A 23,767-nucleotide genomic window follows, 5' to 3' on the forward strand; every position below is an offset into this window, starting at 1 on the left:
GGATCGCACGCAAAACGACTGATAGCCGCCTGTCGCATCGACAGACCGGGCATCGCCTTTTTCCGTACAAGCCGAAAACGCTCCACCCGTGCCGCAGCACCGGGTTACTTTGACGGATGACGCGAACCCGGGGGATTTGCCCCGAAACCCGCACGCACCGGCAATGTTCAGCTCGAAACTGTCCAGACGGAATCGCAGAACGATCCATCCGGGAAGTTGGCGCCCTTATGCCCTGGCACGCGGAACGTCAAGAGAAACGCGAAACACGATCGCGCACCCTATTTCCGTCAAGCGCGACGAAGGGGATCCCTATCGCCGACGCGCAAGGACCTTGTCCGCCCCTGCCAGCGTCGATATGCGAGCGCACGCAGGGATATGGCAAGGGGAACAATGAGCGGCGAGCCGCAAGATCGGGGGATAGAGGCAGAAACCGCCAGCGGTCCGGCCTCGCACGTCGCACGTCGGCGCCTGTCCCGCGCGTTCATCGCGATCATGGTCGTGGCCGCGTTCTTTCGCGGCGCGCTGGCCAGCCAGATGACGGCGTTTCATGCCGACGAAGTCTGGCAGTATCTCGAACCGGCCTATGGCATCGTGACCGGGCACTGGATTCACGCGTGGGAATTTCGCGAAGGCATCCGTGGCTGGTTCGTTCCGGCCGTGCTGGCTCTGCCCTTGGCACTGGGCCATGGAATCGCGCCTGACAGCCAGCTTCACATCTATCTCATGCGCACGACGCTCGGCGCACTGTCGCTGGCGGTGCCTTGGGCATGGTATGATCTTGGCCGCCCGATCAGCCGCCTGCACGGCCTTGTCGCAGCATGGGTCGCGGCTATCTGGTGCGAAGTCTTCTATTTCGCGGTGCGTCCGTCTGCCGAGGGCATCGTCCTCTCGCTGCTGTTCCCCGCGATCGCGCTGGCCCGCCGCGTGCGCCTGCGCCCGGCTCCTGGCCCGACCGCCTGCCTCGGCTTGCTGCTCGCGCTCGGCTTCGTCGTACGCTTTCACTACCTGCCGGCCATGGCCGTGACCGCACTGTGGGCGCTTGCCCCTGCCCCGCGGCGGACGATCGCCCCCCTGCTTGCAGGCGCGCTTACCGGCCTTGCGATCGGCGGGCTGTGCGACATGGCCTGCGGGCAGGCTCCGCTGGCGTGGATCTGGCGCAGCATCGCGTTCAACATCATGGCCGGGGGAAGCGAGCAGTTCGGCACCATGCCGCCGACCTGGCTCACAACATTCCAGATCGAGACGTGGGGATGGACGGCATTGTTCCTCGTCCCCGCCTGTCTGATGGGCGCGCGTCGTTATCCGGTCCTCCTCGCACTCGCCCTCATCGTCTTTGCGATGCATTCCGCGATCGCGCACAAGGAATATCGCTTCGTCCTGCTCGGAACCACCAGCCTCATTCTGCTGGCCGCGCTCGGATCGGTCGACATTCTCAATCTTCTCTTTACGCGTGCGCCCTTCGCCGACCTTCATCTCTCCGACGGCTTGCGCCTGAGCCTGCTTGCCGCACTATGGCTCGCGCTCAGTGTCACCGTCGCACTTTGCAATCCTTTTGTCGCTTACTGGGGCCAAGGCGACAAGCAATTCACCACTCTGGTGCTCGCCGGGGAACAACCCGGACTCTGCGGCCTTGCAAGCTTCGATGCGCACAATCACCCGTCGATGGCGATGAGCTATTTCAACCGCGACGTCCCGGTCCTGCTGTTCGACGGACCTCAGGCGCGAGAACAGGCCTTGGCCATGCAAACGCGTTTCAACGTCGCGATTGCCTCGACCCTGACCGGCGAAAGCCTCCCGCCGGGGTTCAGGCTCGTGACCTGCTACCGGCAGGCCTCACTACCGTTCGAGGATCGCCAGAACTGCATCTTTATCCGCCCCGGCGAGTGCAGCGGTTCCGTCAGCGACTTTGCCTATCAGGAAGCGATGGAGCGGCGTGGGAAATGAGCACGACCCGCTTTCGCCCGATCACCGCCACAGGCGTTCTGGCCCCTCTGCTGCTCGGAGCGTGCCATCATCCCCCTCACGCCACACCGCTCTCCTGTGACGCCCATGCCCCCCTTGCCGCCGAAGGGCTCGCCCGCGGAGTTCCGGTCGAGACGACCCCGACAGGCCGCTGCCTCGCCGCGATGGCCGATGCAGGTGATGTCGCCGCCGAACTGCGGCTGGGCGATTTCTACCACGAGCAGAAAGGTGCCCTCCCCCTTATCGATACGCGCGGGCGCCAGATCCACTGGTATCGCCTCGCCGCCAACCGGGGCTCGGCGCAAGGCGCCTGGCAAGCCGCACGCCTGATCGACAAGGACCCGCAGTGGCAAGTCCCCAACGATGCGCTCGCCTACACTTTCACGGCCATCAAGGGCGGCGTTCCGGAGGCGGCCGACTATCTCATCGACCAATGGCAGGCCGGGCGGATCGACGCGGGCAAGCTCTATGCATTTCGCCGCTGGCTTGACCGCGACAAAACCCTGCCCGCTGACGAAAAGCAGGAAATCGTCGAAGGGCTCGATGCTCCGGCCGACGAACTCGAATCCGAATAGCCTCTATTCCGCCGGTTCGGCGACCGCTTCCAGACCGCGCTGGCGAAACGCCAGCGCGCCGGTGACCAGAACGACCATCAGAACCGCGAAGATCGCCGCGATCTCGCGATTGTTCCAGATCATCGTGACGAATGCGAGCGCCGCCATGCCCAGCGCGAACGCAGGGGCCAGCGGATAGAGCGGAGCCTTGAACGGACGTTGCAAATCCGGTTCGTTTGCACGCAGGCGGAACAGCGCCGCCATCGAGATAATGTACATGAGCAAGGCGCCCAGCGCCGAAAGCGTCACGACGCTCGCCGTCAGCGATTGCCCGGCAATATGGACCACGTTGTCGGACCAGATCGTTGCGACACCAACCACGCCGCCTGCGATCGTCGCCACGTCCGGCGTGCGGAACCGCGGATGCAGGCGGGCGAAGACGCGCGGCAGGTACCCCGCCCGGCCAAGTGCGAAAATTTGCCGCGCATATCCCATGATGATGCCGTGGAACGAGGCAACCAGACCGAACAGGCCGAGCCAGACAAGCATGTGCAACCAGCCGCTCGAATTGCCGACACTGCGTTTCATCGCTTGCGGCAGGGGATCGTTGATATTGGCGATTTCGGTCCAGTTGCCTGAACCACCGGCAAAGATCATCACGCCGAATGCCAGCGCGACCAGAGTCAGAACCCCCGCGATATAGGCGCGCGGGATCGTGCGGCGCGGATCCTGCGCCTCTTCGGCAGCCATCGCCACACCTTCGATCGCAAGGAAGAACCAGATCGCAAACGGCAGTGCGGCAAAGATTCCTCCGATCGCTGCCATGCTGAAATGATCCTTCCCCGCCCAGCCTCCGGCAAGGAAGTTGGAAAGGTGGAAGGACGGCTGAACCACGCCCATGAAGACCAACAGTTCGGCGACCGCCAGCAAAGTCACGAAGAGTTCGAAAGTCGCCGCAATGTGAACGCCCACGATGTTGAGCGTGACAAAAGCGACATAGGCCATGGTCGCGGCGACCGCCGGATCAAGCGAGGGAAACTGCACCCGCAGATAGGCCCCGATGGCGAGCGAGATCGCGGGAGGAGCAAACAGGAATTCGATCAGCGTCGCAAAACCCGCGATCGCGCCGCCCACTGGCCCAAACGCCCGCGTGGCATAGGCGAACGGCCCGCCCGCATGTGGGATCGCCGTCGTCAGTTCGGTGAACGAAAAGATGAACGCGACATACATCGCCGCAACCGCAACGGTCGCGACAAGAAAGCCCAGCGTTCCGGCCGCCGCCCAGCCGTAGCTCCAGCCGAAATATTCGCCCGAAATAACAAGGCCGACCGCAATCCCCCACAAGTGGAACACGCTCAGGCGTTGTTGCAGGCCGCCTTCCTGGGATGCGCTCATCGTGATCTCCGGTCTCGGGGCGAATTCATGGTGTGTCCAGCGCGGGCGGCGGCGACAGCAGCGTCTCGGCGTCGTCCTTGATATCGACCCCCGACAGCCCGCGCCGCATCGCCTCGCGCAAGAGACGGCCCAGTGTTGCGGCGGCCTGCTCGGGCGCCAGGCCACCCTGCGCATGAATGTTGGAAATGCAGTTGCGCTCGCTGTCCGCCCGTCCACGCCGGGGGGCAAAAGTCATGTAAATGCCGAGACTGTCGGCAACGGTGAGGCCGGGGCGCTCGCCGATGATCATGACGACCACGCGTGCCCGCATCGCTTCACCAATATCATCGCCCAGCGCAACCCGAGCTTGTCGCGCGATCACCACCGGGGCCAGAGACAAGTCACCCAGCTCCCGCACGAGGGCTCTTACCAGCGCAGCGCCTCCCCCCTGCACGCCCGTCGCGGACAGACCGTCCCCCACGACGATCGCGACATCGCAGTTGAGGCGTGACGGATCTTCCCTCATCGCTGCGGCGAGACGCTCCTTGCCCTCAACAGAGAGCCTGCGGCCAAGATCGGGGCGGCGCAGGTAAGTGGCACGATCGATCGCCTCGCTTTCGACAATCAGCGTCGAGAGGGGCGCGAGTTCCGCCGCCAGGGCTTCGGCATCGAACGGGGCATGAACCGCGTCCCGTGCCCGGGCGTGGTCCAGCTGAAACCGCAGGACATCCTTGAGCGGCTGGGTATTGCCGACCCGGCCGAGGCCGATCCGCGCAGGCGTCGCTGCACGCAGCCGTTGCCAGAGCGCAGCAGCATCGGGGGGCGTACGTTCAACCTCGTCGCTCATGCGGCCAGACTCGCGTCACCCAGCCGCCGGACCAGAGTTTCCGCCCCATCGGTCAGCGCGCGAATGCCGCCTTGCGCATCAAGCAGCCCCATCTCGTCCAGCCAGGCCTCGAATTCAGGCGCCCCACGCACGCCAAGCGTCGCCCGCAAGGCCAGCGCGTCATGGTAGGACAGGCTCTGATAGCTCAACATGACGTCGTCATTGCCCGGAACGCAAATGAGGAAGGTGCACCCTGCCACGGTCAGCACCGTCATCAGGGTATCCATGTCGTCCTGATCGGCCTCGGCATGGTTGGTGTAACACGCGTCACACCCCATCGGCAGGCCCAGCAGCTTTCCGCAGAAATGGTCTTCCAGCGCGGCCCGGATGATCTCCTTGCCGTCGTAGAGGTATTCCGGCCCGATGAAACCGACCACCGTGTTCACCAACAGGGGATCGAAGGCCCGCGCGACGGCATAGGCGCGCGTTTCCATCGTCTGTTGATCGACGCCATGGTGCGCATTGGCCGAAAGCGCGGAACCCTGACCGGTCTCGAAATACATGACATTGCGCCCGACCGTTCCCCGGCCGAGCGCGAGAGCGGCCTCATGCGCCTCACGCAGGACAGCAAGATCGATCCCGAAACCGCGATTGGCAGCTTCGCTCCCGGCAATCGACTGAAACACCAGATCGACGGGCGCCCCGCGCGCCATGATTGCGATGGCATTGGTGACATGCGTGAGAACGCAAGTCTGGGTCGGGATCGCATAACGCTCGCGAAGATCGTCGAGCATGTGAATGAGGCGACTGGCCCCAGGAACGCTGTCGGTCGCCGGGTTGATCCCGATGACCGCATCCCCGACACCGTGGAGCAATCCGTCGAGAACCGCTGCGGCAACCCCGCGCGGATCGTCGGTCGGATGATTGGGCTGGAGACGCGTGGAAAGCCGTCCCTCCAGACCGATCGTGTTGCGAAAGGCAGTAATAACCCGGACCTTTCGCGCCACCGCAATCAGGTCCTGATTGCGCATCAGTTTCGACACCGCCGCAACCATTTCCGGAGTCAGCCCCGGCGCAACGGCCGCCAGCGCCGAGGCATCGGTTTCGGTGCGCAACAGCCAATCGCGCAAGTCACCGACAGTCATGTGCGCGATGGGCGCAAAAGCCGCAGCATCGTGGCCGTCGATGATCAGGCGGGTGACTTCATCGCTTTCATAAGGAACCAGCACATGATCGAGAAAATGCCGCAGCGGCAGATCCGCAAGCACAGCCCTTGCAGCAACCCGCTCTGCCGCGCTTTGCGCTGCAAGACCGGCAAGCGCATCCCCCGAACGCGCCGGGGTCGCACAGGCCATGACGGCCGCGAGCGTATCGAAAACGTGCCGCTCTCCGGCAAAATCGCATTTGTAGCTCATAGCCCACTCACGATGATGATCCCCCGGGCGAACTCCCGGTCAAGCACAGCCCGTCGGGGAAAGCGATTCCCTTGCTGGAGAGGATAACAAAGATCGCTTGCCCAAGTCGCCCGGCTCGGCACAGTCAAACAATGCCCCAAGCCCAGCCGCCCATCGTCGACCCGGATCTCCTTGCCGCACTGCTCGCTCTTGCGCACGACCGGCTCGATCGAACGGGCCCGGACCACTGCGTCGTCCTCGGCATTTCCGGTTCGCAAGGCTCGGGCAAGACAACTCTTGCCCGGGCTCTGGCGACGGCGTCGACTGCGCAGGGGATCGCGACCGCCTGCCTGTCGCTCGACGATCTTTACCTCACTCGCGCCGAACGCCTTGAACTCTCGGCGAAGGTCCATCCCCTGCTCGCCACGCGCGGAGTTCCCGGCACCCATGACGTCTCGCTCGGCCTGCGCGTCATCGACGCGCTGGATCGGGGGGAAACGGTCGTTCTGCCGCGTTTCGACAAGGCACGCGATGACCGCCGCCCTCCTGCGGAAACGGACCGCGTACCGGCCGGCACCCGGCTGCTGATTTTCGAAGGATGGTGCCTTGGCGCAAGACCCGAACCGGCTGAGACGCTCGCCCGCGCGGTCAATGCACTCGAAACCGAAGCCGATGCGGACGGACGCTGGCGAACTTATGTCAACGACGTACTTGGCGGACCTTACGCCGCCCTCTGGGCCCGGATAGACGCCCTTGTCCTGCTGCGCGCGCCCGACTTCGAAACGGTCGTCCGTTGGCGCCAGGAACAGGAGCGGGCCCTGCGCGCGCAAACCCGCGCGGCAGACGGAAGCACCCCTGGGATCATGGACGATGAAGGCGTGCGCCGTTTCGTCGCTTTCTACGAGCGCATAACCCGAAATCTTCTTGCCGAAAGGGAACCTCGGGCCGATTTGATCGTTTCGCTCGATGCCGCGCGCCATCCCGTCGCGATGACGGTCGGCTCCGGCACGACAGGATCAGGAAGGACCCAATGATGATGAACATCACGCGGCGGCATCGCCTACCGGCAGCCATGGTCGCCGCAGCTCTGGCTGCGGGCGCCATCGCATGTGCCGCCAGCCCCGCAGAAGCCCGTGAGTGCAAGCGCCTGACCAAGACCCAGGGTGCCGTCATCGGTGCCGTCGGCGGCGCCGTGCTGGGCAAGGTCATCGCCGGGGGCGTTGCCGGACCTCTCGTCGGCGCGGTTGCCGGGGGCGTTGCCGGACATGAAATCGCCCGCAAAGGCCGCCGCAAGTGCGCGGTCGAACATCGTCGTTAAGCCGGATCGGGCGGACCTCAGGTCCGCCCACCGCGTTCATTCGGCAGCGACTGCAATCCCTTCTTCTTCGGCAAGGTTTTCCCTTGCCGCACCGGCAAGAGCAACGCTGAGCGCATTGCCCATGCTTCCCAGGAACGATTCGATCGCTGTCATGCCCCGCGTGGTCAGGTGAACGAACGTACGGCGCCCGTCGCGCCCGTCCTCTTCACGCGCAACCAGTCCCCGCGTTTCGAGAATACGCAACCAGCGCAAGGCCGTCGTCGGCGGAACGTGTGCGCCGATACACGCGCTTGTCGTCGGCACGCTGCGCCCCTCGCAAGATGCGACATAAAGATCGAGAAGGATATCCCAGGTCGGTTCGCCGAACAGATCCGCGCTGAAAAAACGCGAACGCCTTCTCCGCCCGGCATAGAATTCCCGTGCCAGAGCCAGCGCGACACGGCGACGGCGGCTCGCAGCCTCTTCGTCCTCGCTCGAAACCAGTGTGATCGGTGCGACCGGCGCAGCACGCAACGCGCGCTCCACCTTTCCGGGCCGCGCGGATGTCCCGGCCCGGGTGCTTGAAATGTAATGCATGGTCATGCCTAACTCCAGGCGCAGATCATGCCGTTCGGTTGGTTGCAGGGACGGATCGCCATGAACGATACCGCCCTATGCGCTGTTCACGTTCGGCGTGGGTCCACGTCCCCCCGATCAGGATCAGCAATTGCACCCAATACGGCAGTTGCGTCATGGCCCAGTACGAGATCCGGGCCACATCGATCTCGAACAGCTTCGCGAAATGACCGACGACGACGATCGCCTGCAACGCGCTGACCCATAAAGGCCAGGCTCTATTGGCATGAAGGGCCACCCAGGTCAGCGTGATGAACGCCCAAAGGTCGATCACGAAATGCCCAGGATTGACTTCGAACCACGCCGGATCGCCAAAAACCAGATGGTTGACGGCGTCCAGCAGGAAAGTCGCAAGGAGAACGATCGCCGCAAGCCGCTCCGGCTCGTCACCCTTGCGGGCGGCGAACGGAATGGCAAGACACAGCAGGAGTCGGGGCAGCCACAACGAGAGCATTCAGTATGTCCGTGCGACTGTCCCCGACACCACCATCGTCGGATCAGGCCGCGCGAGCGGCTGTTTCGAACCCTGCTTCGTCGCCCACGAGCGCGAGGTCGACGTCCATCTGGGCCTGCGACGGGCAAGCATCGCCGGTCATTTCCTCGGCGATGGCATTGAGGCGTCCATGAACGCGCGCCAGTTCGCCACCGGCATCAACGACTGCCTGCTGGCTCTTGACCAGACGCATCAGCGCGTCCTGGCCAAGGAACGGCGCCACGCCGGTTTCGCGGCGGGCATTGACCATGGTGGAAAGAAGACGGGCCTGAAGAAGCAGAGCCTCGTTCAAGGCGGCTTCGGCTTCATGCAGGTCACGGGTGATCCGGCGTTGTGCAACGTGCGGCGTCATTGAAGTCATCAACATGTCTGGCCTCCCATCGGCGCCCCCCGGCGCCGATCACTTCTGGACTAGGAAAGCATACGACGACGCAAGTCTGATCCTGCTGCGAGCTTATCCGTCGATCATGTGGGCAAGTTGCGCATACATCGCGAAACCACCCATGACGACGAGAGTGACGAATACCGTGATCAAGGCAATCGCACCCACCCGCAGCAGAGTCCCCCCCTGCCCGTCGAACGCTTCGGGAAGTACGTGGTAGTGGCTTACCCGTTCCGGCTCCGGGATGGGGACAGCTGTCTCATGCAACTGATTTCCCATGGGCCCCGTTGGTTGAACCCTGATCGGAACCACCACTTCCGCCGCGACTTCCTGAGCAACCGTTTGCACCAGTTCGGATGGTTCAGGGAGATCCGGCGACCCATATATGGATTGTCCATATGTGGCTGAAACGGATGTTTCCCCCTTTGCCTCAAGCAGTTGGCGATAGGCCAGAGCCACCTCGTTACGGGTCGACACCTGCAACTTCCCACGGGCAAGCATGATGCGCTGGTCAACCGTGTGGGGCGATATCCCGAGCATCCGGGATATTTCCTTGGATGTCTTGTGCTGGATAAGCAAATCAAGAACTTGACGCTGCTTCGCGGTCAGCATCTCGAGCGGATCGACCTGTGCAGGATCCGATGAACTGATCACGATTGCATCCCCTGTAACGCCGTTGGGGCCCGCACTACAGCCCGTCGTCCGGGGCCGTAGCGCCACCAACCCCAAGACGTGTGTATACTTAAGGTTAACCCCTAACAAACTGGCAAAAATTGGTAAACCCGGCGAGACTTTGCGAATATGCCTCCGTTTCCGATCGAAGGAAAATCCGACCAAGGCATGACAGAAACGATTGCCGACAAGGGGCCCCTCCCGGTAACTCCCGACGGGAAATCTGCGGGAGGGGGCGTCACATGGACCGCGGCCATATATCCAGCCGCATGTCGATCAGGGGAATCGGCAGACTTCTGGCCGTGAGTCGCGCCAGCCTGGCCAGCGTATTCCTTCTGGCGGTATGGCTCGATCCGCCCGGAACCGCCTATGCGGCGGATCTCGGCTACATCATGGTCATTCTCTACGCAGCCTGGTCAGCACTGCTCGTCTTCGTCGCGATGCGGAGTTGGTGGCATGAATATCGATTCGCCCCTCTCGTCCAGGGCATCGACATTCTCGCCTTTGCCGCCGCAGCATTCCTCACCGAGGCAGCCGACGGCAACTTTCACAGCCCTTTTCTCGCTTTTGCCGCGTTCCTGCTCATCACCGCCTCGCTGCGCTGGGGCATGCGGACGGTTGGGTTAACCGCGATCACGCTGACGATGCTTTACGGCGCAGTAGGAACAGGTGCCAGCATCCTCGGCCTGGCACATAGCGTTCACCAACTTCTGCACCGCGAAACCTATCTCATCGCTCTGTCAATCATGCTCGTGTGGCTCGGTGCAGGACCGAAAACGCCCCGAATGCTGCCATTGCCCGATCCGGGCGGAATCCCCGGCAAACGAAAGATGGAGTTGATTTCGAGCGCCCTGACCTTCACCTGCGACACGCTTCACGCCCAAAAAGCCGCGATTGCGCTGTTGCACGAGGAAGAGCTCTGGACCGAAGTCTTCCATCGCGAGCATGGGCAGATCCGCGTCGAGCGCCTCCCCTTCGACGACCAGGCCGGACACGCTGACGATCCGGATACAGCCGTCCTTTTCGACACACGGAAAGGGCGACGGATCACGTCCACCCCGGACGATCGCCTGGGCATATTGCGGGAACATTATTTCATTGAATTATCAAATACATTTGCCGCAAATGAGGGAATTTCCGCGAACTTCTCCTTCAATGGTGCGCAAGGCGAACTGCTCATATGGACGATGGACGCGCCCTGCGTCGATGATCTTCCGGTGGCACGCTCGCTCGCACGGGAAATCGGCGCAGCACTGGAACACGAGGAAACCGCCGCCCTTGCCCAATCGATTGCGGTCGCCAATGTCCGCAATGCGGTTGCGCGGGACCTCCACGACAGCGTCGCGCAATTCATGGCAGGGACGATCTTCCGTCTCGAAGCCTTGCGCGGATGGTGTCGGCGGGGAGAAGATCCCGACGAGGAAATCGTCGCCATCAAGAGCGCACTTCGTACCGAACAGAGACACCTTCGCGCCATGATCGACCGCCTCCGGAACGCCACCGACGGCGACCGCGACGCGGATGTCATTGCCGAACTTCAGTCCGTGCTCGACGAAATCGGCCAGCACTGGCAGATCTCGACAGACCTGATCTCTGCGCACGTCGCTCTCGACGTACCAATCGGCCTTGCCTATGATTTGCGGCAACTCGTACGCGAAGCGGTCGCCAATGCAGTTCGCCACGGAGAATGTCGTCATATCGAACTGGTTCTGAAAAGGGAGCCGGACCAAACCTTGCGCATCCGCATTAGGGATGACGGCAAAGGTTTTCCCGAAGCCCCGACGGCGCCACGGTCGATCGATGAACGCATCCGCGCATTGGGCGGCCGGCTGAACGTCGCCAACACGAACCCGGGCGTCGAACTCCATATCGAAGTGCCAATCAGGAAAGCGTCATGACTACTTTGCTGGTCGCCGATGACCACTGCTTCATCCGATCAGGGATCGAAGCCATCCTGCGCGGAAGCCGTTTCCGTATCGTCGCGAACACTGCAAGCGGCGAAGAAACCCTGTCGGCGATCAAGACGCATGATCCGGAGATCGTGCTGCTCGACGTGAATATGCCTGGCATGAACGGGATCGACGTGCTCGATGCGGTCCGCAAGCGCGGCGACCATCGTCCGATCATTCTCCTGACGGCAGAATTGACCGACCGGCAATTGATGGCCGCCATGCGTGCGGGCATCGAGGGCATCGTGCTCAAGGACGGGAGTGAGGACGAGCTGCTCGACGCGCTCGCACAGGTTTCCCGGGGGAAGAAAGCCATCGCGCCTGCCCTGCTCCAGCGTGCACTCGACCTCTCGCTCCATCCCGAAACAGAAGGTCCGCTCGACCGCCTCAGCACGCGCGAACGCCGGATTGCCCGCCTTGTGGCGCGCGGCATGCGCAACCGCGACATCGGCGCGGAAATGAACATCGGCGAAGGGACCGTCAAAGTCTACCTTCACGGCATCTATCAGAAACTCAACATCGACAACCGCACCGAACTCGCTCTTCTCGCGATCAGCGAGCCCTGCGATTAACCCGTCAGGTGTTCGCTATCTCGTTGAAACGCGGCGAATAGGGATGGTTACGTAACCGCGTGTTACCGGATTGCCGCGCCCGATGTTGGCGCGCAAACACGGCGACATGGCAATGACCAATGCAGAGCGCCAGCGTCGCTATCGACAGAAGCTGAAAGCCCGCGCGTCCGGCGACGCGCTGGGGGATCGCGTGCGGGAAGCAAGCGACCGCGCCGTCGCCGCGCTCTGGGCATTCCACGAGCGGCCGGCACCGGGCGGCGTTCGCTGGTCCGACATCGACGGATGCACAACCCTCGACGACTATCTCGCCGAATTGCAGCGCAGCCCGGGAAACCTGGTCGAGGCGTGCTATGCCTTCGTGCCTGATTTCGAAGGCCTGACCGAAGAGGAAGCACGCGCAATCCGCGCCATCATCGATATTGCCGATGCTGTGCAGCTTGCGCCCGTCCGGACATCTGCGCGGATCACCCAACCCACTGCCTTTGCTGCGTAAATCCAAGAAACATGCGCCGAAAAAGGTATCCCGCCGCACAAGAGCGGCACCCCCTTGCGCACGATGCGCAATCGGGCCTCCTACCACGGCCCATCATTACTGATCGGTAATCCTTAATTTCATTCAGGCCAAAATCGCGATCGCACCGAATTGGTGGCGTTTGCGCCCCGGTTGTCTTGATGAAGCAATCCCGTTAATTTAGGCAAAGTGGCGCAGGGAGCAGGCGTGGATCGACAGTTTTTCAACATGTTCTTGCAGCGTTACCGGGGGAGTCTCACTCTCGTTGCGGTGGCGAGTCTGCTTTTGAACGTGCTCGTTTTCGCCGGTTCGGCCTACATGATGCTGGTCTATGACTCGGTCTTGCCGAGCCGCAGCATCCCGACCCTGCTCGGCCTCTTCGGCATGCTCGTGCTGGTCTACGTGTTCCAGTCGCTGTTCGAAGCGATCCGTAACGAGGCTCTGCTCGGCATCGCCAACGGCGTTCACGACGATCTGTTCGAAGCCGTCCATTACGCGACCGTCACGCGACCGCTGCGCCAGGGACAGGATCGCGGGGACGGCCTGCAATTCATCCGCGACCTCGATTCCATCCATGGGTTCCTTGCCGGATCGGGTCCGCTGGCCCTGATCGACCTGCCGTGGGTCATCGTGTTCATGGCGGTGCTCTTTGCGCTGCACTGGTGGCTGGGACTGACCGCACTCATCGGCTCGGCGATCATGGCGAGCCTTGCCGTATGGTCCAATCGACGGACCCAGACGGGATCGCGCGAACTGGCGAACATCACGAGCCGACGGTCGGCTGCCACTCTGGCGGAAATCCGCTTCAGCGAATCCGCACTGGCCATGGGGATGCAGGAACGGCTGATCCAGCGCACGCTGACCTGGGAACAGGATTTCATCGGCGCCCAGTCCTTCCTTGCCCGCACGGTCGCGCGCCTTGGCGGGGCCAGCAAATCCTTCCGCATGCTGCTCCAGTCGCTGATCCTCACCGTCGGCGCCTTGCTGGTGATCGACAATCAGGCAAGCGGCGGCGTAATCCTCGCTTCATCGGTTCTTTCAGGACGCGCGCTGGCTCCGGTCGACATGGCGATCGCCAATTGGAAAGGCCTGATTGCCGCCCGAACCGGCTGGACCCGGGTGGTTCAGGCCATCGCCGCATTCCGCCGCCCGGCAGAACGGGGCGTCGCTCTCGACCGCCCGTCGCACGAACTCGCGATCCGCGACATCTGGGTCGCTCCTCCGGGCACGCAACGCTTCACCGTTCAGGGTATCAGCCTCTCGCTGAACCCAGGACAAGTGCTGGGGATCATCGGCCCCAGTGCAGCGGGCAAGACGACACTGGTCCGCGCCATCCTCGGGATATGGAAACCGGCACGCGGGGAAGTTCGCCTCGACGGCGCGACATTCGATCAGTGGGATGCCGACACCCTCGGCAGCTATCTCGGCTATGTTCCGCAGACGATCGACCTCGTGGATGGCACGATCGGTCAGAACATCGCCCGTTTCGATCCCGACGCCACATCCGAAGCGATCATCGCCGCTGCCCGGGCGGCAGGCATGCACGAAACGATCCTGTCGCTGCCCGACGGCTATGAGACGCAGGTTTCGGCGGGCGGCGTCGAGCTTTCTGCCGGACAGCGCCAGCGGGTCGGGCTTGCTCGCGCACTTTACGGCGATCCCTTCCTGCTCGTTCTCGACGAAGCAAATTCCAATCTCGATGCGACCGGCGACGCAGCGCTCGCCAATGCCATCGCCAGCGTGCAGGGGCGTGGCGGGATCGTCATCATGATTACCCATCGCCCGGCGACACTGGGCTCAGCCACGCATCTTGCCATCATTCAGGGCGGCCGCCTTGCCGATTTCGGGGATCGCGACACCGTGCTTCGCCGCATGCAGGAAAACGACAGTTCGCGTCCTGCGGTTTCCGAACCGACCGCTGCCGCCCAAGGCCGCGCCGTTCCGAACGGAGCCCAAGCATGAATGCGCCCCTCCCCCCCGACGCCGCCCGCGCGCTTATCCCTCATCTCTGGGATAACAGCGCGCCGCCGCAGGCACGGTCGCCGCGCCTGCTTGGTCGCCTGCTTCTTGCGACGGGGCTCCTGCTCATGGTGCTCTTCGTGCTGGCGATCGCCGTGCCGATCGGTGGCGCGGTCATCGGCGGCGGACAGGTTTCCGTCGAAACGCGCGTCAAGCGGATCGCCCATCCGACCGGAGGCGTGATCAAGCAGATTCTGGTCACCAACGGTCAGCACGTGACCGAAGGCCAGTTGCTGTTGCGCTTCGACGACCGCGTGACCGGCGCGGACGAACGCTTTTCCAGCCTGACGGTCGAACAGTTACTTGCGCAAAAGGCCCGGCTCGAAGCCGAGCGCCTCGGACAATCGCGGATCGATTTCCCCACCGAACTGACCGGGGCCAACACGCCGACGGCGCGCAAGGCCATGGAGGACGAGCAACACCTCTTCACCATGCGCCAGACCGAAGAGGCCGACATGAAGTCGCAGATGTCGGCGCGTGTCGCTCAGTACAACGAGGAAATCCGTGGACTGGAAGCCCAGATCGCGGCCCTGCGCCAGCAGCGCAAGCTGATCGAGCCCGAGCGCCAGAGCGCGCGCGAACTCTGGGACAAGCAGCTTGTGACGATCAGCCGCCTCAACCAGCTCGAACGCACGGCCGTCGACATGGACGGCAGCCTCGGATCGCTTCAGGCGCAGATCGCGCAGGCCCGCGCCAAGATCACCGAAGCGCAAGCCCAGTCGATCCAGCTGACGCAGACGCGCCGGGTCGAGGCCGGGAACGATCTCAACCAGATCAATTCGACGCTCAACCAGCAGCAGTTGCGCAGTGTCTCGGCAACCGATTCCCAGGTGCGCAGCGACGTCCGGGCCCCCTATTCGGGCACGATCGAAAAGATCGCCTTCGTCGCGATCGGCGATGTCGTCCGCCCGGCCGAACCCATCATGGAAATCGTGCCCGACCGCGACACCATGGTGGTCGAGGCGATGATCAGCCCGACCGACATCGACCAGGTGGCAAAGGGGCAGGTCACCCGAATCCGGTTCTCGAGCTTCAACCGCGCAGCCACGCCGGAAATTCCGGGCAAGGTGATCTATGTCGCGACAGACCGCACCGAGAACCCGGAATCCAAGCAGGCCTACTACACCGTCCGCGTCGAGATCGATCAGGCCATGCTCCGCCGCGAGCATCTGGACCTGCGCAGCGGCATGCCAGCCGAAGTCTATATCGAAACCGGGTCGCGTTCGTTGATGTCGTACCTCACCAAGCCGCTCCGCGACCAGTTCGTGCGCGCGTTCCGCGACGATTGAGCGTGTCCACCATGATCCCCACTCCTGCACATCGGCAGCCGCGCAACCGCAAGGCCGCACTCTGTCTCGGTCTCGCCCTTGTCGCGCTCATGCAGTCGAGTGGCGTGCAAGCCCAAACCTCCACCACCGGACATGCACCGGCGCTGGTCGGTCCCCCCGATGATCAGGCGGACAATCAGTCCAACATGGTCCGCCGGGAAATCGTCCAGAGCGATGCCGAAGACGGCCGCGCATCGATCGAAGTGGAATTGCCGCCCGAAACGCCGCGCGACATTCGCGATGCCGCCCTGTCCGGGCAGGCCGTGGGCGATTTCCATACGGCCATGGGGCTTGCGTACTGGACTTCGCCTGCGCTTCTTGCCCAACGGTCGCTGGTCAAGAGCTATGACTATCGCGTCCCCGAAGCGCGAGCGGCCTATGGTCTCCAACTCGACTATCAGTTGATGATGGGGTTCCAGCGCGATCACCTCGATCCGACCGCGCTGCAACGCCAGCTTGGCCAGACGACGCCGACGACCTCGTGGGGTTGGAGCAATTCGGCCATGGCGATCCTGACCATGCCGCTGTTCACTTTTGGCCGCAATTTCGCCAGCGAACGCTCGGCGCTTGCCCAGCGCGCCTATCAGAAGCAGGTTCTGCGCTCGACCGAGCAACAGGCGCTGTACGACGCGATCTCCTCTTATGCCGGGCTGATCCGCGACCGGGCCGAAGTCGCGATCGCCCGCGACAACCTTGTCGCGCTGGAACAGGAACTGCTCGACAACGAGACCCGGCTCAAGTCCCACGAGATCACCGTCACCGACCTGGAGCAGGTCAAGACCCGCGTCGAACTCGGCCGTGCCCAGCTTTATGCGGCCCAGCGCGATGCCGCGACAAGCGAATCCACGTTCGTTCAGAAAGTGGGTGTCGGGGCCGCCACCGACCTTGCCGATCCTCCGCTGCTCGACCTGCCGATCCGCACGCTTGAGGAAGCCTATGCCTATGCCGAGGAGCACAGCCCGGTGATCCTCGCCGCCCACGAACGCGAGCGCGTGTCGCGAGCGGCCGTCGCGGCGGCCAAGGCGGACCTTCTCCCCCGCGTCGATCTCAAGGCGCAGGCTCTTTATGGTAGCCAGAGCCCGTACAACAACTATGCCCGCTATAACGAGGAACTGGCCCAGGTCGTCGTGACCGGTCCTTTGTTCGAAAGCGGCGTCCGCCGGACCAAGATCGCCGACGCGGTCGCCGCCAACGATTCCGACTGGCGCCTGATCGACGGCGCCATGCGCGACACCCGCGCCTCGGTCGCGGCCGCATGGAACGACTGGAAAGCGCAACTGGCAGCCATCGACCACTATTCCGCGGCAGCCGTTGCCGCGAAAAAGGCATATGAAGGCGCCGTCGTTCAGGAGCGCGAGGGGCTTTACACCACTTTCGACGTCCTGCAGCTCGCGCTCGAACTGCTCAACACGCGCAGCACGTATAACTCGGCAAAGGCGACCGCCTATATCGACGCGGCCAAGATCATGGCCCTGATCGGCGGCATGGAACCCGACTTCGTATTGCCGGGGCAGGATCGCTATAACGACGAGCGCCATCTCGACCGCGTTCGCCATCGCGATGACCTGCCGCTGCTGACCCCGCTGCTCCGCACGCTCGACGGCGTTACGACGAAGAGCAACGACCGCCGCGCGGTACGCGACCCGGCCGAGAGAATTCAGGTTCCCGCCGTCAAGATCACTGATCCGCCCCCACCGACCACACCCGGAACGCTGCCCCAGACACACTGATCCGGCCGCACTGATCCGGCCGCACTGATCCGGCCGCACTGATCCGGCAGCGCCGCCCCCGCCTTACCCCGCGATGGCCACTGCAAGGCGATAGCCCACACCCGGCTCGTTGCGGATGCGAGACGGCTGGTCGCCCGCATCCCCCTCAAGCTTGCGTCGAATGCCACGCGCGGCAACCCGCAGGTATTCGACGTCGCTTTCGTGTCCCGGTCCCCAGATCGTGCGCAGGAGATGCGCATGGGTAACTACTTTGCCCGCATTCGCGGCAAGCTCGGCAAGCATGGCGAATTCCTTGGGCGCGAGATGGACTTCCACCCCGTCCTTGCGCACGACCCGCGCGGCCAGATCGATTTCCACGTCGTCGAAGCGCAAGGCCGCCGCCAGCACTTCCGGCCCGGTCCTGTGGCGTAGCGCAGTCCGCACCCGGGCCAGCACTTCTTCGGTATCGAAGGGCTTCGTGACATAGTCGTCCGCACCGCGATCGAGCGCTGCAACCTTCTGCGCGGTCGCGTCCCGCGCGGACAGGACCACCACTGCGGCCCCGGCCTTGCGCAAAGGGGCGATGAGATCGAGCCCGTCCCGATCGGGAAGGCCAAGATCGAGGAGGACGACTTGCGGCGTCTCGTCATGGGCCGCAGTCATGGCCGTCGCGGCAAGATCGGCTTCGCTGACCCGATACCCGGCAGGCTCCAACGCGGCGCGCAGAAGCGAACGGATCGACGGTTCGTCGTCGATGACCAGAATTCGAACCGAACCACCCATGAACGCCCCCGTTGTTTCGCGTTCTCCCTGCCCGGTTCAGGCGGCGCTGTCGACCTGCCGCAAATTTCCCGGTGGAATCAAAAGGGTGAATACCGCCCCTTGCCCTTCCAAACGGTTGGCTGCGGCGACTTCCATCCCCATCGCCTGGGCAAAGCCCTTGACGATGGCAAGCCCCAGCCCGGTTCCCCCGCGCCGGTCCGACCCTTCCAGCCGGGTGAACATGCCGAACACGCGCTGTTCTTCGCCGGGCCGAATACCCGGCCCCTCGTCGAGAACCGACAAGGCAAGACCCTCGCCCGCCGCACGGGCGCGAACGACCACTTTGCCCCGCGATCCGCCATGCTTGGCCGCATTGTCGATGAGATTGATCAGGCAATGATGAAGCAGGACCGGATCGGCAAGGACGAGCGGCAAGTCGCGCGAGACTTCCACCGCGATGCGATGGCCACCCAGAACCCGCCGCAAATCGTCAAGCGCGGCCGTCACAGCCTCGGAGAGGTCGACCGGTTCGAGCGCGCGGTCGAGCCCTCCCGTTTCGATCCGCACCATGTCAATCAGATTGGCCACGAAACGATCGAGCCGTTCCGCCTCGCCGCGCGCCATGTCGAGCTGGCTCTGCTGGACCGGCGTTTCGGGCCGGATGGCACGCAACATGCCCAGCACCGTCGTCAGCGGCGTGCGCAAGTCATGGCCGATCGAGGAGAGCAAGGCCGCCCGCAGGCGATCGCGCTCCTGGATCTTGCCCAGAGCGAGCATTTCCTCCTCGACGGTGATCCGGGCGAGCGCCAGCCCCGCCTGATCGAGGAGGCTTGCCAGAAGCGGCAACTGCGTTGGTCCCAAAGGCGTACCGGCATCCTCGCGCGCAACGCCCAGAACCGCATGCGCGACATTGCCGCCGCGTACCGGATGGAAATGCCATTCCGACACCGCCATGCTGTCGCTGCCCGGGCCGGTGGGACGGGCGGTGTCGAAAGCCCAGCGCGCCGCGACCCCGTCGATAAGGTCGAGATCGCCCCGAGCAGGGATCGCCGCCTTGACCACCAGATGCCGCCCGCCTTCGCCCGGAGGATCGGGTGCCACAACGATCGTGCGCACATCGAACAGCCGCGCGATTTCCTGGCTCAGCACATCCCACAATTCCTCGCGACGATTGACCCCCATCAGCACCCGCGCAAACCCGGCGAGTGCCCCGTTGCGATCGGCATTGGCCTGAGCCAGCCTCGCCTTGCTGCGGACTTGCGCGCCAAGCTGGCTGGAAACCACCGCCACTCCGATCAGGATCACCATCGAGACCACGTTCGACGGATCGGCAATCGCGAAACTGAACCGGGGGGGGCACGAAAAAGAAATCGTAGGCGATCGTCGCGACGAGACCGGTCGCAAGCCCCGTTCCCAATCCCTGCCGCGTCCCGGCATAGATCACGGGGATCAGGTAGAGCATCGCGATATCGGCATCGTTGCCGTGAACCGCGAGCCCCTCGCCCGCCAGCGTGACCAGCGCCAGCAGCACGAATGCGACCAGCGGGCCCACCCCGCCCGCCGCCTTGCGGCCGGCAGCAGGCACAAGATCGTCGGGGCCGGATGGGACGAGGAGATTCGGGGCAAAGAGATTCGGCACAGGTTTCACCCTCGCACGGTGCCGTTCCTGAACCCGATCTGTCGAGAGCATAAAGAAGGCATAAAGTTTCTCGTCGCCGTCATGAAGGAAGCGTAGCGGCCCATCCATGACCGACAACCTCCATGCGACTCCGGCCGCTTCTGCGGACCAGGTCGATCCCGTCGCCCAGCAGGCCGCCCCCGCGGACTGCGACAACCATCATCACGGAGACAGTCTGCGCACGCTCGCCATCGGCGCCATCGGCGTCGTTTTCGGCGACATCGGGACGAGCCCGCTCTATTCGCTGCGGGAAAGCTTCATCGGCGCGCACCCGCTGGCGGTCGACCCCGCGCATATCTTCGGCGTGCTTTCGCTGATCTTCTGGACGATGACGCTGGTCGTCACGATCAAATATGTCTTCATCATCCTCCATGCCGACAACAAGGGCGAAGGCGGCAGCCTTGCCCTGCTCGCACTGATCGGGCGCAAGCTCGGACAGACCAAGTGGAGCACGATGACCGTCCTGTGCGGGATCATCGCGACGGCGCTGTTCTACGGCGACGCGATCATCACTCCGGCCATGTCCGTCCTGTCGGCGGTCGAAGGGCTCGAAGTGGTCGAACCCGCCTTTGAAAAGCTGGTTCTGCCGATCTCGATCGCAATCCTGATCGGTCTCTTCGCGATCCAGTCGCGCGGGACGGCGGCGGTCGGCAAGCTGTTCGGCCCGATCATGCTGGTCTATTTCGCAGTCATCGGCATCCTCGGGATCATGGGCATCATGCATGCACCCGAAATCCTGTGGTCGCTCAACCCGATCTATGCCTACCGCTTCTTCGCGCTCGACCCGATGCTGGCGTTTCTTGCCCTGGGTTCGGTCGTCCTGGCGGTGACCGGGGCCGAAGCGCTTTATGCCGACATGGGCCATTTCGGCCGCAAGGCGATCATGATCGCCTGGCTCTGGGTTGCCTTTCCCTGCCTGCTCATCAACTACATGGGGCAGTCGGCCCTCTTGTTGAAGAACCCCAAGCTGGTCGAAAACCCGTTCTTCCTGATGGCACCGGAATGGGGTCGCCTGCCGCTGGTGATCCTTGCCACCATGGCCACCATCATCGCCAGCCAGGCCGTGATCTCGGGCGCCTATTCGATCTCGCAACAGGCAATCCAGCTCGGCTTCCTCCCGCGCATCCGCATTCAGCACACCAGCGCCAAGGCCGCCGGGCAGATCTATGTCCCGCTGGTCAACTGGCTGCTGCTCGTTCTGGTGCTCTTGCTGGTGGTGGGCTTCCGCTCGTCGAACAATCTGGCCTCGGCCTATGGCATCGCCGTCACCGGGACCATGTTCATCACCGCCTGCATGCTCGGCATCCTGACTTTCGCCGTGTGGCAATGGCCGCCGCTCCTAGCAGGCTCGCTGACCGGTGCGTTCCTGCTTGTCGACGGGGCCTATTTCGCCTCGAACATCACCAAGATCCCCGATGGCGGCTGGTTCCCGCTGCTGATCGCGGCAATCGTGTTCACGGTGCTGACCACATGGTCGACCGGACGGCGCATCCTTCGCGAACGGCTGGCCGAGGATTCGATGCCTTTCGACCTCTTCCTCAACTCGGTCTGCGACAAGGTCCGTCGTGTCCCCGGAACTTCGGTGTTCCTGTCCTCGACCAGCGAAGGCATTCCCCCGGCGCTGCTGCATAACCTGAAGCACAATCACATCCTGCATCAGCGCGTGGTCATCCTGACCGTCGTGACCGAAGGCGTGCCGCACGTACCCCAGGCTTCGCGCCGGACCATCGAGGACATCGGCCACGGCTTCTTCCGCATGATCATCCGCATCGGGTTCATGGACGAAGCCAACATCCCGGCCGAACTTTCCGCCGAGAACCGTGCGGGCGGGCCGTTCAAGCCGATGGAAACGAGCTATTTCCTCGCGCGCCAGACGCTGATCCCGTCAAAGCGGCCGGGCATGGCCCTGTGGCGCGAAAAGCTCTTTGCCTGGATGGTGCGCAACGCGGAAAGCGCGATGCAGTTCTTCCGCCTGCCGACCAACCGCGTGATCGAACTGGGCAGCCAGCTGGAAATCTGAGCGCCCATCTGCGCGAACAACGGAAACGGGGGCAAGCCATTGCGGCTTGCCCCCGGACATGACAAGGCGAGGTAAGGCGGGCACCCACACCCATGCCCCCCATGCCAAGGATCCTGTCCCCATGACTGCCTTTTCGCTGTTGCGTTACTGGCCCCGCCTTGCGGCGAGCGCACTTGCAGGAACACTGGCGCTTTCTGCTCTTCCTGTCGCGGCCCAGAACGGCGCAGGCCAGAACGAAGGGGGCCAAACCAGCGGTGACCCCAGCGCGGAAACGGGGTGGCAGGAAGCCCCGCTTCTCCCTCCCATCGGCAAGGACGATCGCCTTTACGGCAAGGCCGACGCGGATTTCAGCCTGATCGTCTACCTCGATCCCGAATGTCCTTATTGCAAGGTGCTGGGGCAGCAACCTGAACATGTCGTCGACACGTCGGGCGGCAAGGTCAATCTCGCCGTGCGCCTGTTCCCCCTGCCCTTTCACGGCCCGAACGCCATGCTCGCTTCGACGACCGCGCTGTGCGTCGGCGATCAGGCCGGCCCCCTCGCCTATTACCGCTTCCTCGACGGGTGGATGGCCATGACCGGCAGCAACGGCAAGGGTATCGGCGCCGGCACCGCAGGGAAAGGCGATCCGGTCGCCGAACTCGCCGCCACCTCGGGCGCCCGCAATCGCGAAGCCCTCGCCGAGTGCAGCGTGTCCGAGCAGACCAACCAGCGCCTCGCTCGCGAAATGCGCGTCGGCGAACTGGCGGGGGTTCAGGGAACCCCCGCGATCGCCATTCGCGACAACCGCGCAGGCCGTACGATCATGGTCATGGGCGCCATCGGCGAAGCGGACATCAAGAACGCCATCGCTTTCCTCGCCCGCGTTACGGCTCAGGCCCAGAATACGAGCAGCTAAACCGCCAAAAACGCGCGGCCAAGAAGGCGGGTATCCGTATGGGAAAGCCCGCCATTCGAGGAAACGGTTTTGTTCGATCAATTGGGACGAACCGCTTCTGGCAAAATCACTTTCTCGACAGGCAATGTCGTCAGTCGGGCATCCAGACCAGCTACGACCTGTGCCGTAAGGTCATTAGTCAGGTTTCCGCCGAGAACCATCTTACGATCGAGCAGAATTCCACAGCCGTGCTGGGTATAGACCGAGACGATGACCGGCTGAACCTCACCAAAAATGCCTTCGATCGCCTTCGTACGGGTCTGCTCGATCTCTCGGGTGCGCAAGTCTGCCTTGCCCTTGATCGCAGCCAGCTTCTCGCCCAGCGTCTTATCGCGCGCACGAAGCTGATTTTCGGAAATCTTGCCCACCTGCCCACGCAAGGTCGCGATTTCGGCATCCACGGGCTTGCGGTCAGCCGTGACTTCGGCCTGTGCTGCGGCGGTGATCTGCTTCAGGCGTTCCGTGGCGTAAAGCCCCACCTTGCTGTTGGTGAGAACCGCATCGCGAGAAAGATAGCAGACCCCGGGAATGGCCGGTCCGCCGAGCGTCGTCCCGGCAGGCGACGGCGCAGATAACATCGGTTGCTCAGGCGCTGCAGCGAACGCCGGTCCGGAAACCAGCGTCGCAAGGACGACGAGACTAAGACGGGAAAAATTCATTGCAAGCAAGCTCCTGAACTCGAATCCCACGGA

Annotated in this window: 23 protein-coding genes and 1 pseudogene; 13 read left to right on the top strand and 11 right to left on the bottom strand. The window is 63.5% G+C overall.

All coding sequences use genetic code 11. The features are described from left to right. The first annotated feature begins 390 nt into the window (after positions 1 to 390). Together Y88_RS06155 and Y88_RS06160 are read left to right on the top strand one after the other, a co-directional pair. Positions 391 to 1,944 (top strand): glycosyltransferase family protein, encoded by a 1,554-nt coding sequence (locus tag Y88_RS06155; RefSeq protein ID WP_008067263.1) that lies wholly within the window; start codon positions 391 to 393, stop codon positions 1,942 to 1,944. After that, positions 1,941 to 2,537: a hypothetical protein gene (locus Y88_RS06160; RefSeq protein ID WP_008067264.1), complete on the top strand. Its 597-nt coding sequence runs from the start codon at positions 1,941 to 1,943 to the stop codon at positions 2,535 to 2,537. Before Y88_RS06155 ends, Y88_RS06160 begins: the two co-directional genes overlap by 4 nt. Before the next feature lie 3 nt (positions 2,538 to 2,540). On the opposite strand, the gene eat is transcribed toward Y88_RS06160, so the two are convergent. Genes eat through Y88_RS06175 form a run of 3 tightly spaced genes read right to left on the bottom strand, consistent with a single transcriptional unit; the run spans position 2,541 to position 6,131 of the window. Then, on the bottom strand, positions 2,541 to 3,911 hold the full coding sequence (gene eat, locus Y88_RS06165; RefSeq protein WP_008067265.1) for an ethanolamine permease: 1,371 nt from the start codon (positions 3,909 to 3,911) through the stop codon (positions 2,541 to 2,543). Between the two features lie 25 nt (positions 3,912 to 3,936). Further along, positions 3,937 to 4,737, bottom strand: a complete 801-nt coding sequence (gene eutC, locus Y88_RS06170; protein ID WP_008067266.1) for an ethanolamine ammonia-lyase subunit EutC — start codon at positions 4,735 to 4,737, stop codon at positions 3,937 to 3,939. Further along, a complete protein-coding gene (locus Y88_RS06175) occupies positions 4,734 to 6,131 on the bottom strand; it encodes an ethanolamine ammonia-lyase subunit EutB (RefSeq protein ID WP_008067270.1) in 1,398 nt (465 codons plus the stop codon). The genes eutC and Y88_RS06175 overlap by 4 nt, the downstream gene beginning before the upstream one ends. A 131-nt stretch (positions 6,132 to 6,262) precedes the next feature. On the opposite strand from Y88_RS06175, the gene Y88_RS06180 reads away from it, so the two are divergent. Together Y88_RS06180 and Y88_RS06185 are read left to right on the top strand one after the other, a co-directional pair. Then, a complete protein-coding gene (locus Y88_RS06180; RefSeq protein ID WP_008067275.1) occupies positions 6,263 to 7,144 on the top strand; it encodes a hypothetical protein in 882 nt (293 codons plus the stop codon). Beyond that, on the top strand, positions 7,141 to 7,428 hold the full coding sequence (locus Y88_RS06185) for a glycine zipper 2TM domain-containing protein (protein ID WP_008067277.1): 288 nt from the start codon (positions 7,141 to 7,143) through the stop codon (positions 7,426 to 7,428). Before Y88_RS06180 ends, Y88_RS06185 begins: the two co-directional genes overlap by 4 nt. A gap of 36 nt (positions 7,429 to 7,464) precedes the next feature. Here Y88_RS06185 and Y88_RS06190 read toward each other — a convergent pair whose 3' ends face one another. The 4 genes from Y88_RS06190 to Y88_RS06205 all read right to left on the bottom strand — a co-directional run bounded on the left by Y88_RS06190 (position 7,465) and on the right by Y88_RS06205 (position 9,572). Continuing rightward, positions 7,465 to 8,010 carry a helix-turn-helix domain-containing protein gene (locus Y88_RS06190; RefSeq protein ID WP_008067280.1) on the bottom strand — a complete coding sequence of 182 codons (546 nt, stop codon included), beginning with the start codon at positions 8,008 to 8,010 and terminating at the stop codon, positions 7,465 to 7,467. Between the two features lie 19 nt (positions 8,011 to 8,029). After that, a complete protein-coding gene (locus Y88_RS06195; RefSeq protein ID WP_008067282.1) occupies positions 8,030 to 8,497 on the bottom strand; it encodes a hypothetical protein in 468 nt (155 codons plus the stop codon). Positions 8,498 to 8,540: 43 nt separating this feature from the next. Next, entirely contained in the window at positions 8,541 to 8,903 is a 363-nt protein-coding gene (locus Y88_RS06200; protein ID WP_008067283.1) for a hypothetical protein, read from the bottom strand. A gap of 87 nt (positions 8,904 to 8,990) precedes the next feature. Further along, positions 8,991 to 9,572, bottom strand: coding sequence for a helix-turn-helix transcriptional regulator (locus tag Y88_RS06205; protein ID WP_232280935.1), 582 nt, complete (start codon positions 9,570 to 9,572; stop codon positions 8,991 to 8,993). A 260-nt stretch (positions 9,573 to 9,832) separates the two neighbouring features. On the opposite strand from Y88_RS06205, the gene Y88_RS06210 reads away from it, so the two are divergent. The 6 genes from Y88_RS06210 to Y88_RS06235 all read left to right on the top strand — a co-directional run bounded on the left by Y88_RS06210 (position 9,833) and on the right by Y88_RS06235 (position 17,699). Further along, on the top strand, positions 9,833 to 11,488 hold the full coding sequence (locus Y88_RS06210; protein ID WP_157132588.1) for a sensor histidine kinase: 1,656 nt from the start codon (positions 9,833 to 9,835) through the stop codon (positions 11,486 to 11,488). After that, positions 11,485 to 12,111 (top strand): response regulator, encoded by a 627-nt coding sequence (locus Y88_RS06215; RefSeq protein ID WP_008067286.1) that lies wholly within the window; start codon positions 11,485 to 11,487, stop codon positions 12,109 to 12,111. The genes Y88_RS06210 and Y88_RS06215 overlap by 4 nt, the downstream gene beginning before the upstream one ends. Positions 12,112 to 12,193: 82 nt before the next feature. Further along, positions 12,194 to 12,604 carry a hypothetical protein gene (locus Y88_RS06220; protein WP_008067288.1) on the top strand — a complete coding sequence of 137 codons (411 nt, stop codon included), beginning with the start codon at positions 12,194 to 12,196 and terminating at the stop codon, positions 12,602 to 12,604. 246 nt (positions 12,605 to 12,850) lie between these two features. Next, positions 12,851 to 14,584: a type I secretion system permease/ATPase gene (locus Y88_RS06225; RefSeq protein WP_085995942.1), complete on the top strand. Its 1,734-nt coding sequence runs from the start codon at positions 12,851 to 12,853 to the stop codon at positions 14,582 to 14,584. Next, positions 14,581 to 15,930: an HlyD family type I secretion periplasmic adaptor subunit gene (locus Y88_RS06230; protein WP_008067300.1), complete on the top strand. Its 1,350-nt coding sequence runs from the start codon at positions 14,581 to 14,583 to the stop codon at positions 15,928 to 15,930. Before Y88_RS06225 ends, Y88_RS06230 begins: the two co-directional genes overlap by 4 nt. 11 nt (positions 15,931 to 15,941) lie before the next feature. Beyond that, positions 15,942 to 17,699: a TolC family protein gene (locus Y88_RS06235; RefSeq protein WP_008067301.1), complete on the top strand. Its 1,758-nt coding sequence runs from the start codon at positions 15,942 to 15,944 to the stop codon at positions 17,697 to 17,699. A gap of 63 nt (positions 17,700 to 17,762) precedes the next feature. Here the strand turns inward: Y88_RS06235 and Y88_RS06240 are convergent, their stop codons facing one another. From Y88_RS06240 to Y88_RS19795, 3 genes and pseudogenes are all read right to left on the bottom strand, one after another. Next, entirely contained in the window at positions 17,763 to 18,461 is a 699-nt protein-coding gene (locus Y88_RS06240) for a response regulator (RefSeq protein WP_008067304.1), read from the bottom strand. A 36-nt stretch (positions 18,462 to 18,497) separates the two neighbouring features. Next, a complete protein-coding gene (locus Y88_RS06245; RefSeq protein ID WP_008067307.1) occupies positions 18,498 to 19,877 on the bottom strand; it encodes a sensor histidine kinase in 1,380 nt (459 codons plus the stop codon). Further along, positions 19,840 to 19,992, bottom strand: a pseudogene (locus tag Y88_RS19795) (hypothetical protein); the annotation flags it as partial. The gene Y88_RS06245 and the pseudogene Y88_RS19795, both read right to left, overlap by 38 nt. Here Y88_RS19795 and Y88_RS19510 point away from each other — a divergent pair. The 3 genes from Y88_RS19510 to Y88_RS06255 all read left to right on the top strand — a co-directional run bounded on the left by Y88_RS19510 (position 19,924) and on the right by Y88_RS06255 (position 23,036). Next, complete coding sequence (locus Y88_RS19510; protein WP_018075761.1) at positions 19,924 to 20,175, top strand: hypothetical protein; 252 nt, start codon at positions 19,924 to 19,926, stop codon at positions 20,173 to 20,175. The pseudogene Y88_RS19795 and the gene Y88_RS19510 sit on opposite strands and share 69 nt — an antisense overlap. A gap of 10 nt (positions 20,176 to 20,185) precedes the next feature. Then, positions 20,186 to 22,138, top strand: coding sequence for a potassium transporter Kup (locus Y88_RS06250; RefSeq protein ID WP_008067309.1), 1,953 nt, complete (start codon positions 20,186 to 20,188; stop codon positions 22,136 to 22,138). A 121-nt stretch (positions 22,139 to 22,259) separates the two neighbouring features. Further along, positions 22,260 to 23,036: a DsbA family protein gene (locus tag Y88_RS06255; RefSeq protein WP_008067311.1), complete on the top strand. Its 777-nt coding sequence runs from the start codon at positions 22,260 to 22,262 to the stop codon at positions 23,034 to 23,036. Positions 23,037 to 23,113: 77 nt separating this feature from the next. Here Y88_RS06255 and Y88_RS06260 read toward each other — a convergent pair whose 3' ends face one another. Further along, positions 23,114 to 23,764 carry an OmpH family outer membrane protein gene (locus Y88_RS06260; protein WP_232280936.1) on the bottom strand — a complete coding sequence of 217 codons (651 nt, stop codon included), beginning with the start codon at positions 23,762 to 23,764 and terminating at the stop codon, positions 23,114 to 23,116. Between the last annotated feature and the right edge of the window lie 3 nt (positions 23,765 to 23,767).

The sequence above is a fragment of the Novosphingobium nitrogenifigens DSM 19370 genome, assembly GCF_000192575.1.
GTDB classification, from domain to species: Bacteria; Pseudomonadota; Alphaproteobacteria; order Sphingomonadales; family Sphingomonadaceae; genus Novosphingobium; species Novosphingobium nitrogenifigens.

Bases quoted from the DNA above. Each gene is read 5' to 3' on its own strand.
- Y88_RS06255 (WP_008067311.1), top strand. From the start codon at position 22,260: ATGACTGCCTTTTCGCTGTTGCGTTACTGGCCCCGCCTTGCGGCGAGC.
- Y88_RS06185 (WP_008067277.1), top strand. From the start codon at position 7,141: ATGATGATGAACATCACGCGGCGGCATCGCCTACCGGCAGCCATGGTC.
- Y88_RS06155 (WP_008067263.1), top strand. From the start codon at position 391: ATGAGCGGCGAGCCGCAAGATCGGGGGATAGAGGCAGAAACCGCCAGC.
- eutC (WP_008067266.1), bottom strand. From the start codon at position 4,737: ATGAGCGACGAGGTTGAACGTACGCCCCCCGATGCTGCTGCGCTCTGG.
- Y88_RS06235 (WP_008067301.1), top strand. From the start codon at position 15,942: ATGATCCCCACTCCTGCACATCGGCAGCCGCGCAACCGCAAGGCCGCA.
- Y88_RS06200 (WP_008067283.1), bottom strand. From the start codon at position 8,903: ATGTTGATGACTTCAATGACGCCGCACGTTGCACAACGCCGGATCACC.
- Y88_RS06245 (WP_008067307.1), bottom strand. From the start codon at position 19,877: ATGCCGGGACGCGGCAGGGATTGGGAACGGGGCTTGCGACCGGTCTCG.
- Y88_RS06175 (WP_008067270.1), bottom strand. From the start codon at position 6,131: ATGAGCTACAAATGCGATTTTGCCGGAGAGCGGCACGTTTTCGATACG.
- Y88_RS06230 (WP_008067300.1), top strand. From the start codon at position 14,581: ATGAATGCGCCCCTCCCCCCCGACGCCGCCCGCGCGCTTATCCCTCAT.
- Y88_RS06215 (WP_008067286.1), top strand. From the start codon at position 11,485: ATGACTACTTTGCTGGTCGCCGATGACCACTGCTTCATCCGATCAGGG.
- Y88_RS06220 (WP_008067288.1), top strand. From the start codon at position 12,194: ATGTTGGCGCGCAAACACGGCGACATGGCAATGACCAATGCAGAGCGC.
- Y88_RS06210 (WP_157132588.1), top strand. From the start codon at position 9,833: ATGGACCGCGGCCATATATCCAGCCGCATGTCGATCAGGGGAATCGGC.
- Y88_RS06240 (WP_008067304.1), bottom strand. From the start codon at position 18,461: ATGGGTGGTTCGGTTCGAATTCTGGTCATCGACGACGAACCGTCGATC.
- Y88_RS06195 (WP_008067282.1), bottom strand. From the start codon at position 8,497: ATGCTCTCGTTGTGGCTGCCCCGACTCCTGCTGTGTCTTGCCATTCCG.
- Y88_RS06160 (WP_008067264.1), top strand. From the start codon at position 1,941: ATGAGCACGACCCGCTTTCGCCCGATCACCGCCACAGGCGTTCTGGCC.
- Y88_RS06190 (WP_008067280.1), bottom strand. From the start codon at position 8,010: ATGACCATGCATTACATTTCAAGCACCCGGGCCGGGACATCCGCGCGG.
- Y88_RS06250 (WP_008067309.1), top strand. From the start codon at position 20,186: ATGACCGACAACCTCCATGCGACTCCGGCCGCTTCTGCGGACCAGGTC.
- eat (WP_008067265.1), bottom strand. From the start codon at position 3,911: ATGAGCGCATCCCAGGAAGGCGGCCTGCAACAACGCCTGAGCGTGTTC.
- Y88_RS06180 (WP_008067275.1), top strand. From the start codon at position 6,263: ATGCCCCAAGCCCAGCCGCCCATCGTCGACCCGGATCTCCTTGCCGCA.
- Y88_RS06225 (WP_085995942.1), top strand. From the start codon at position 12,851: ATGTTCTTGCAGCGTTACCGGGGGAGTCTCACTCTCGTTGCGGTGGCG.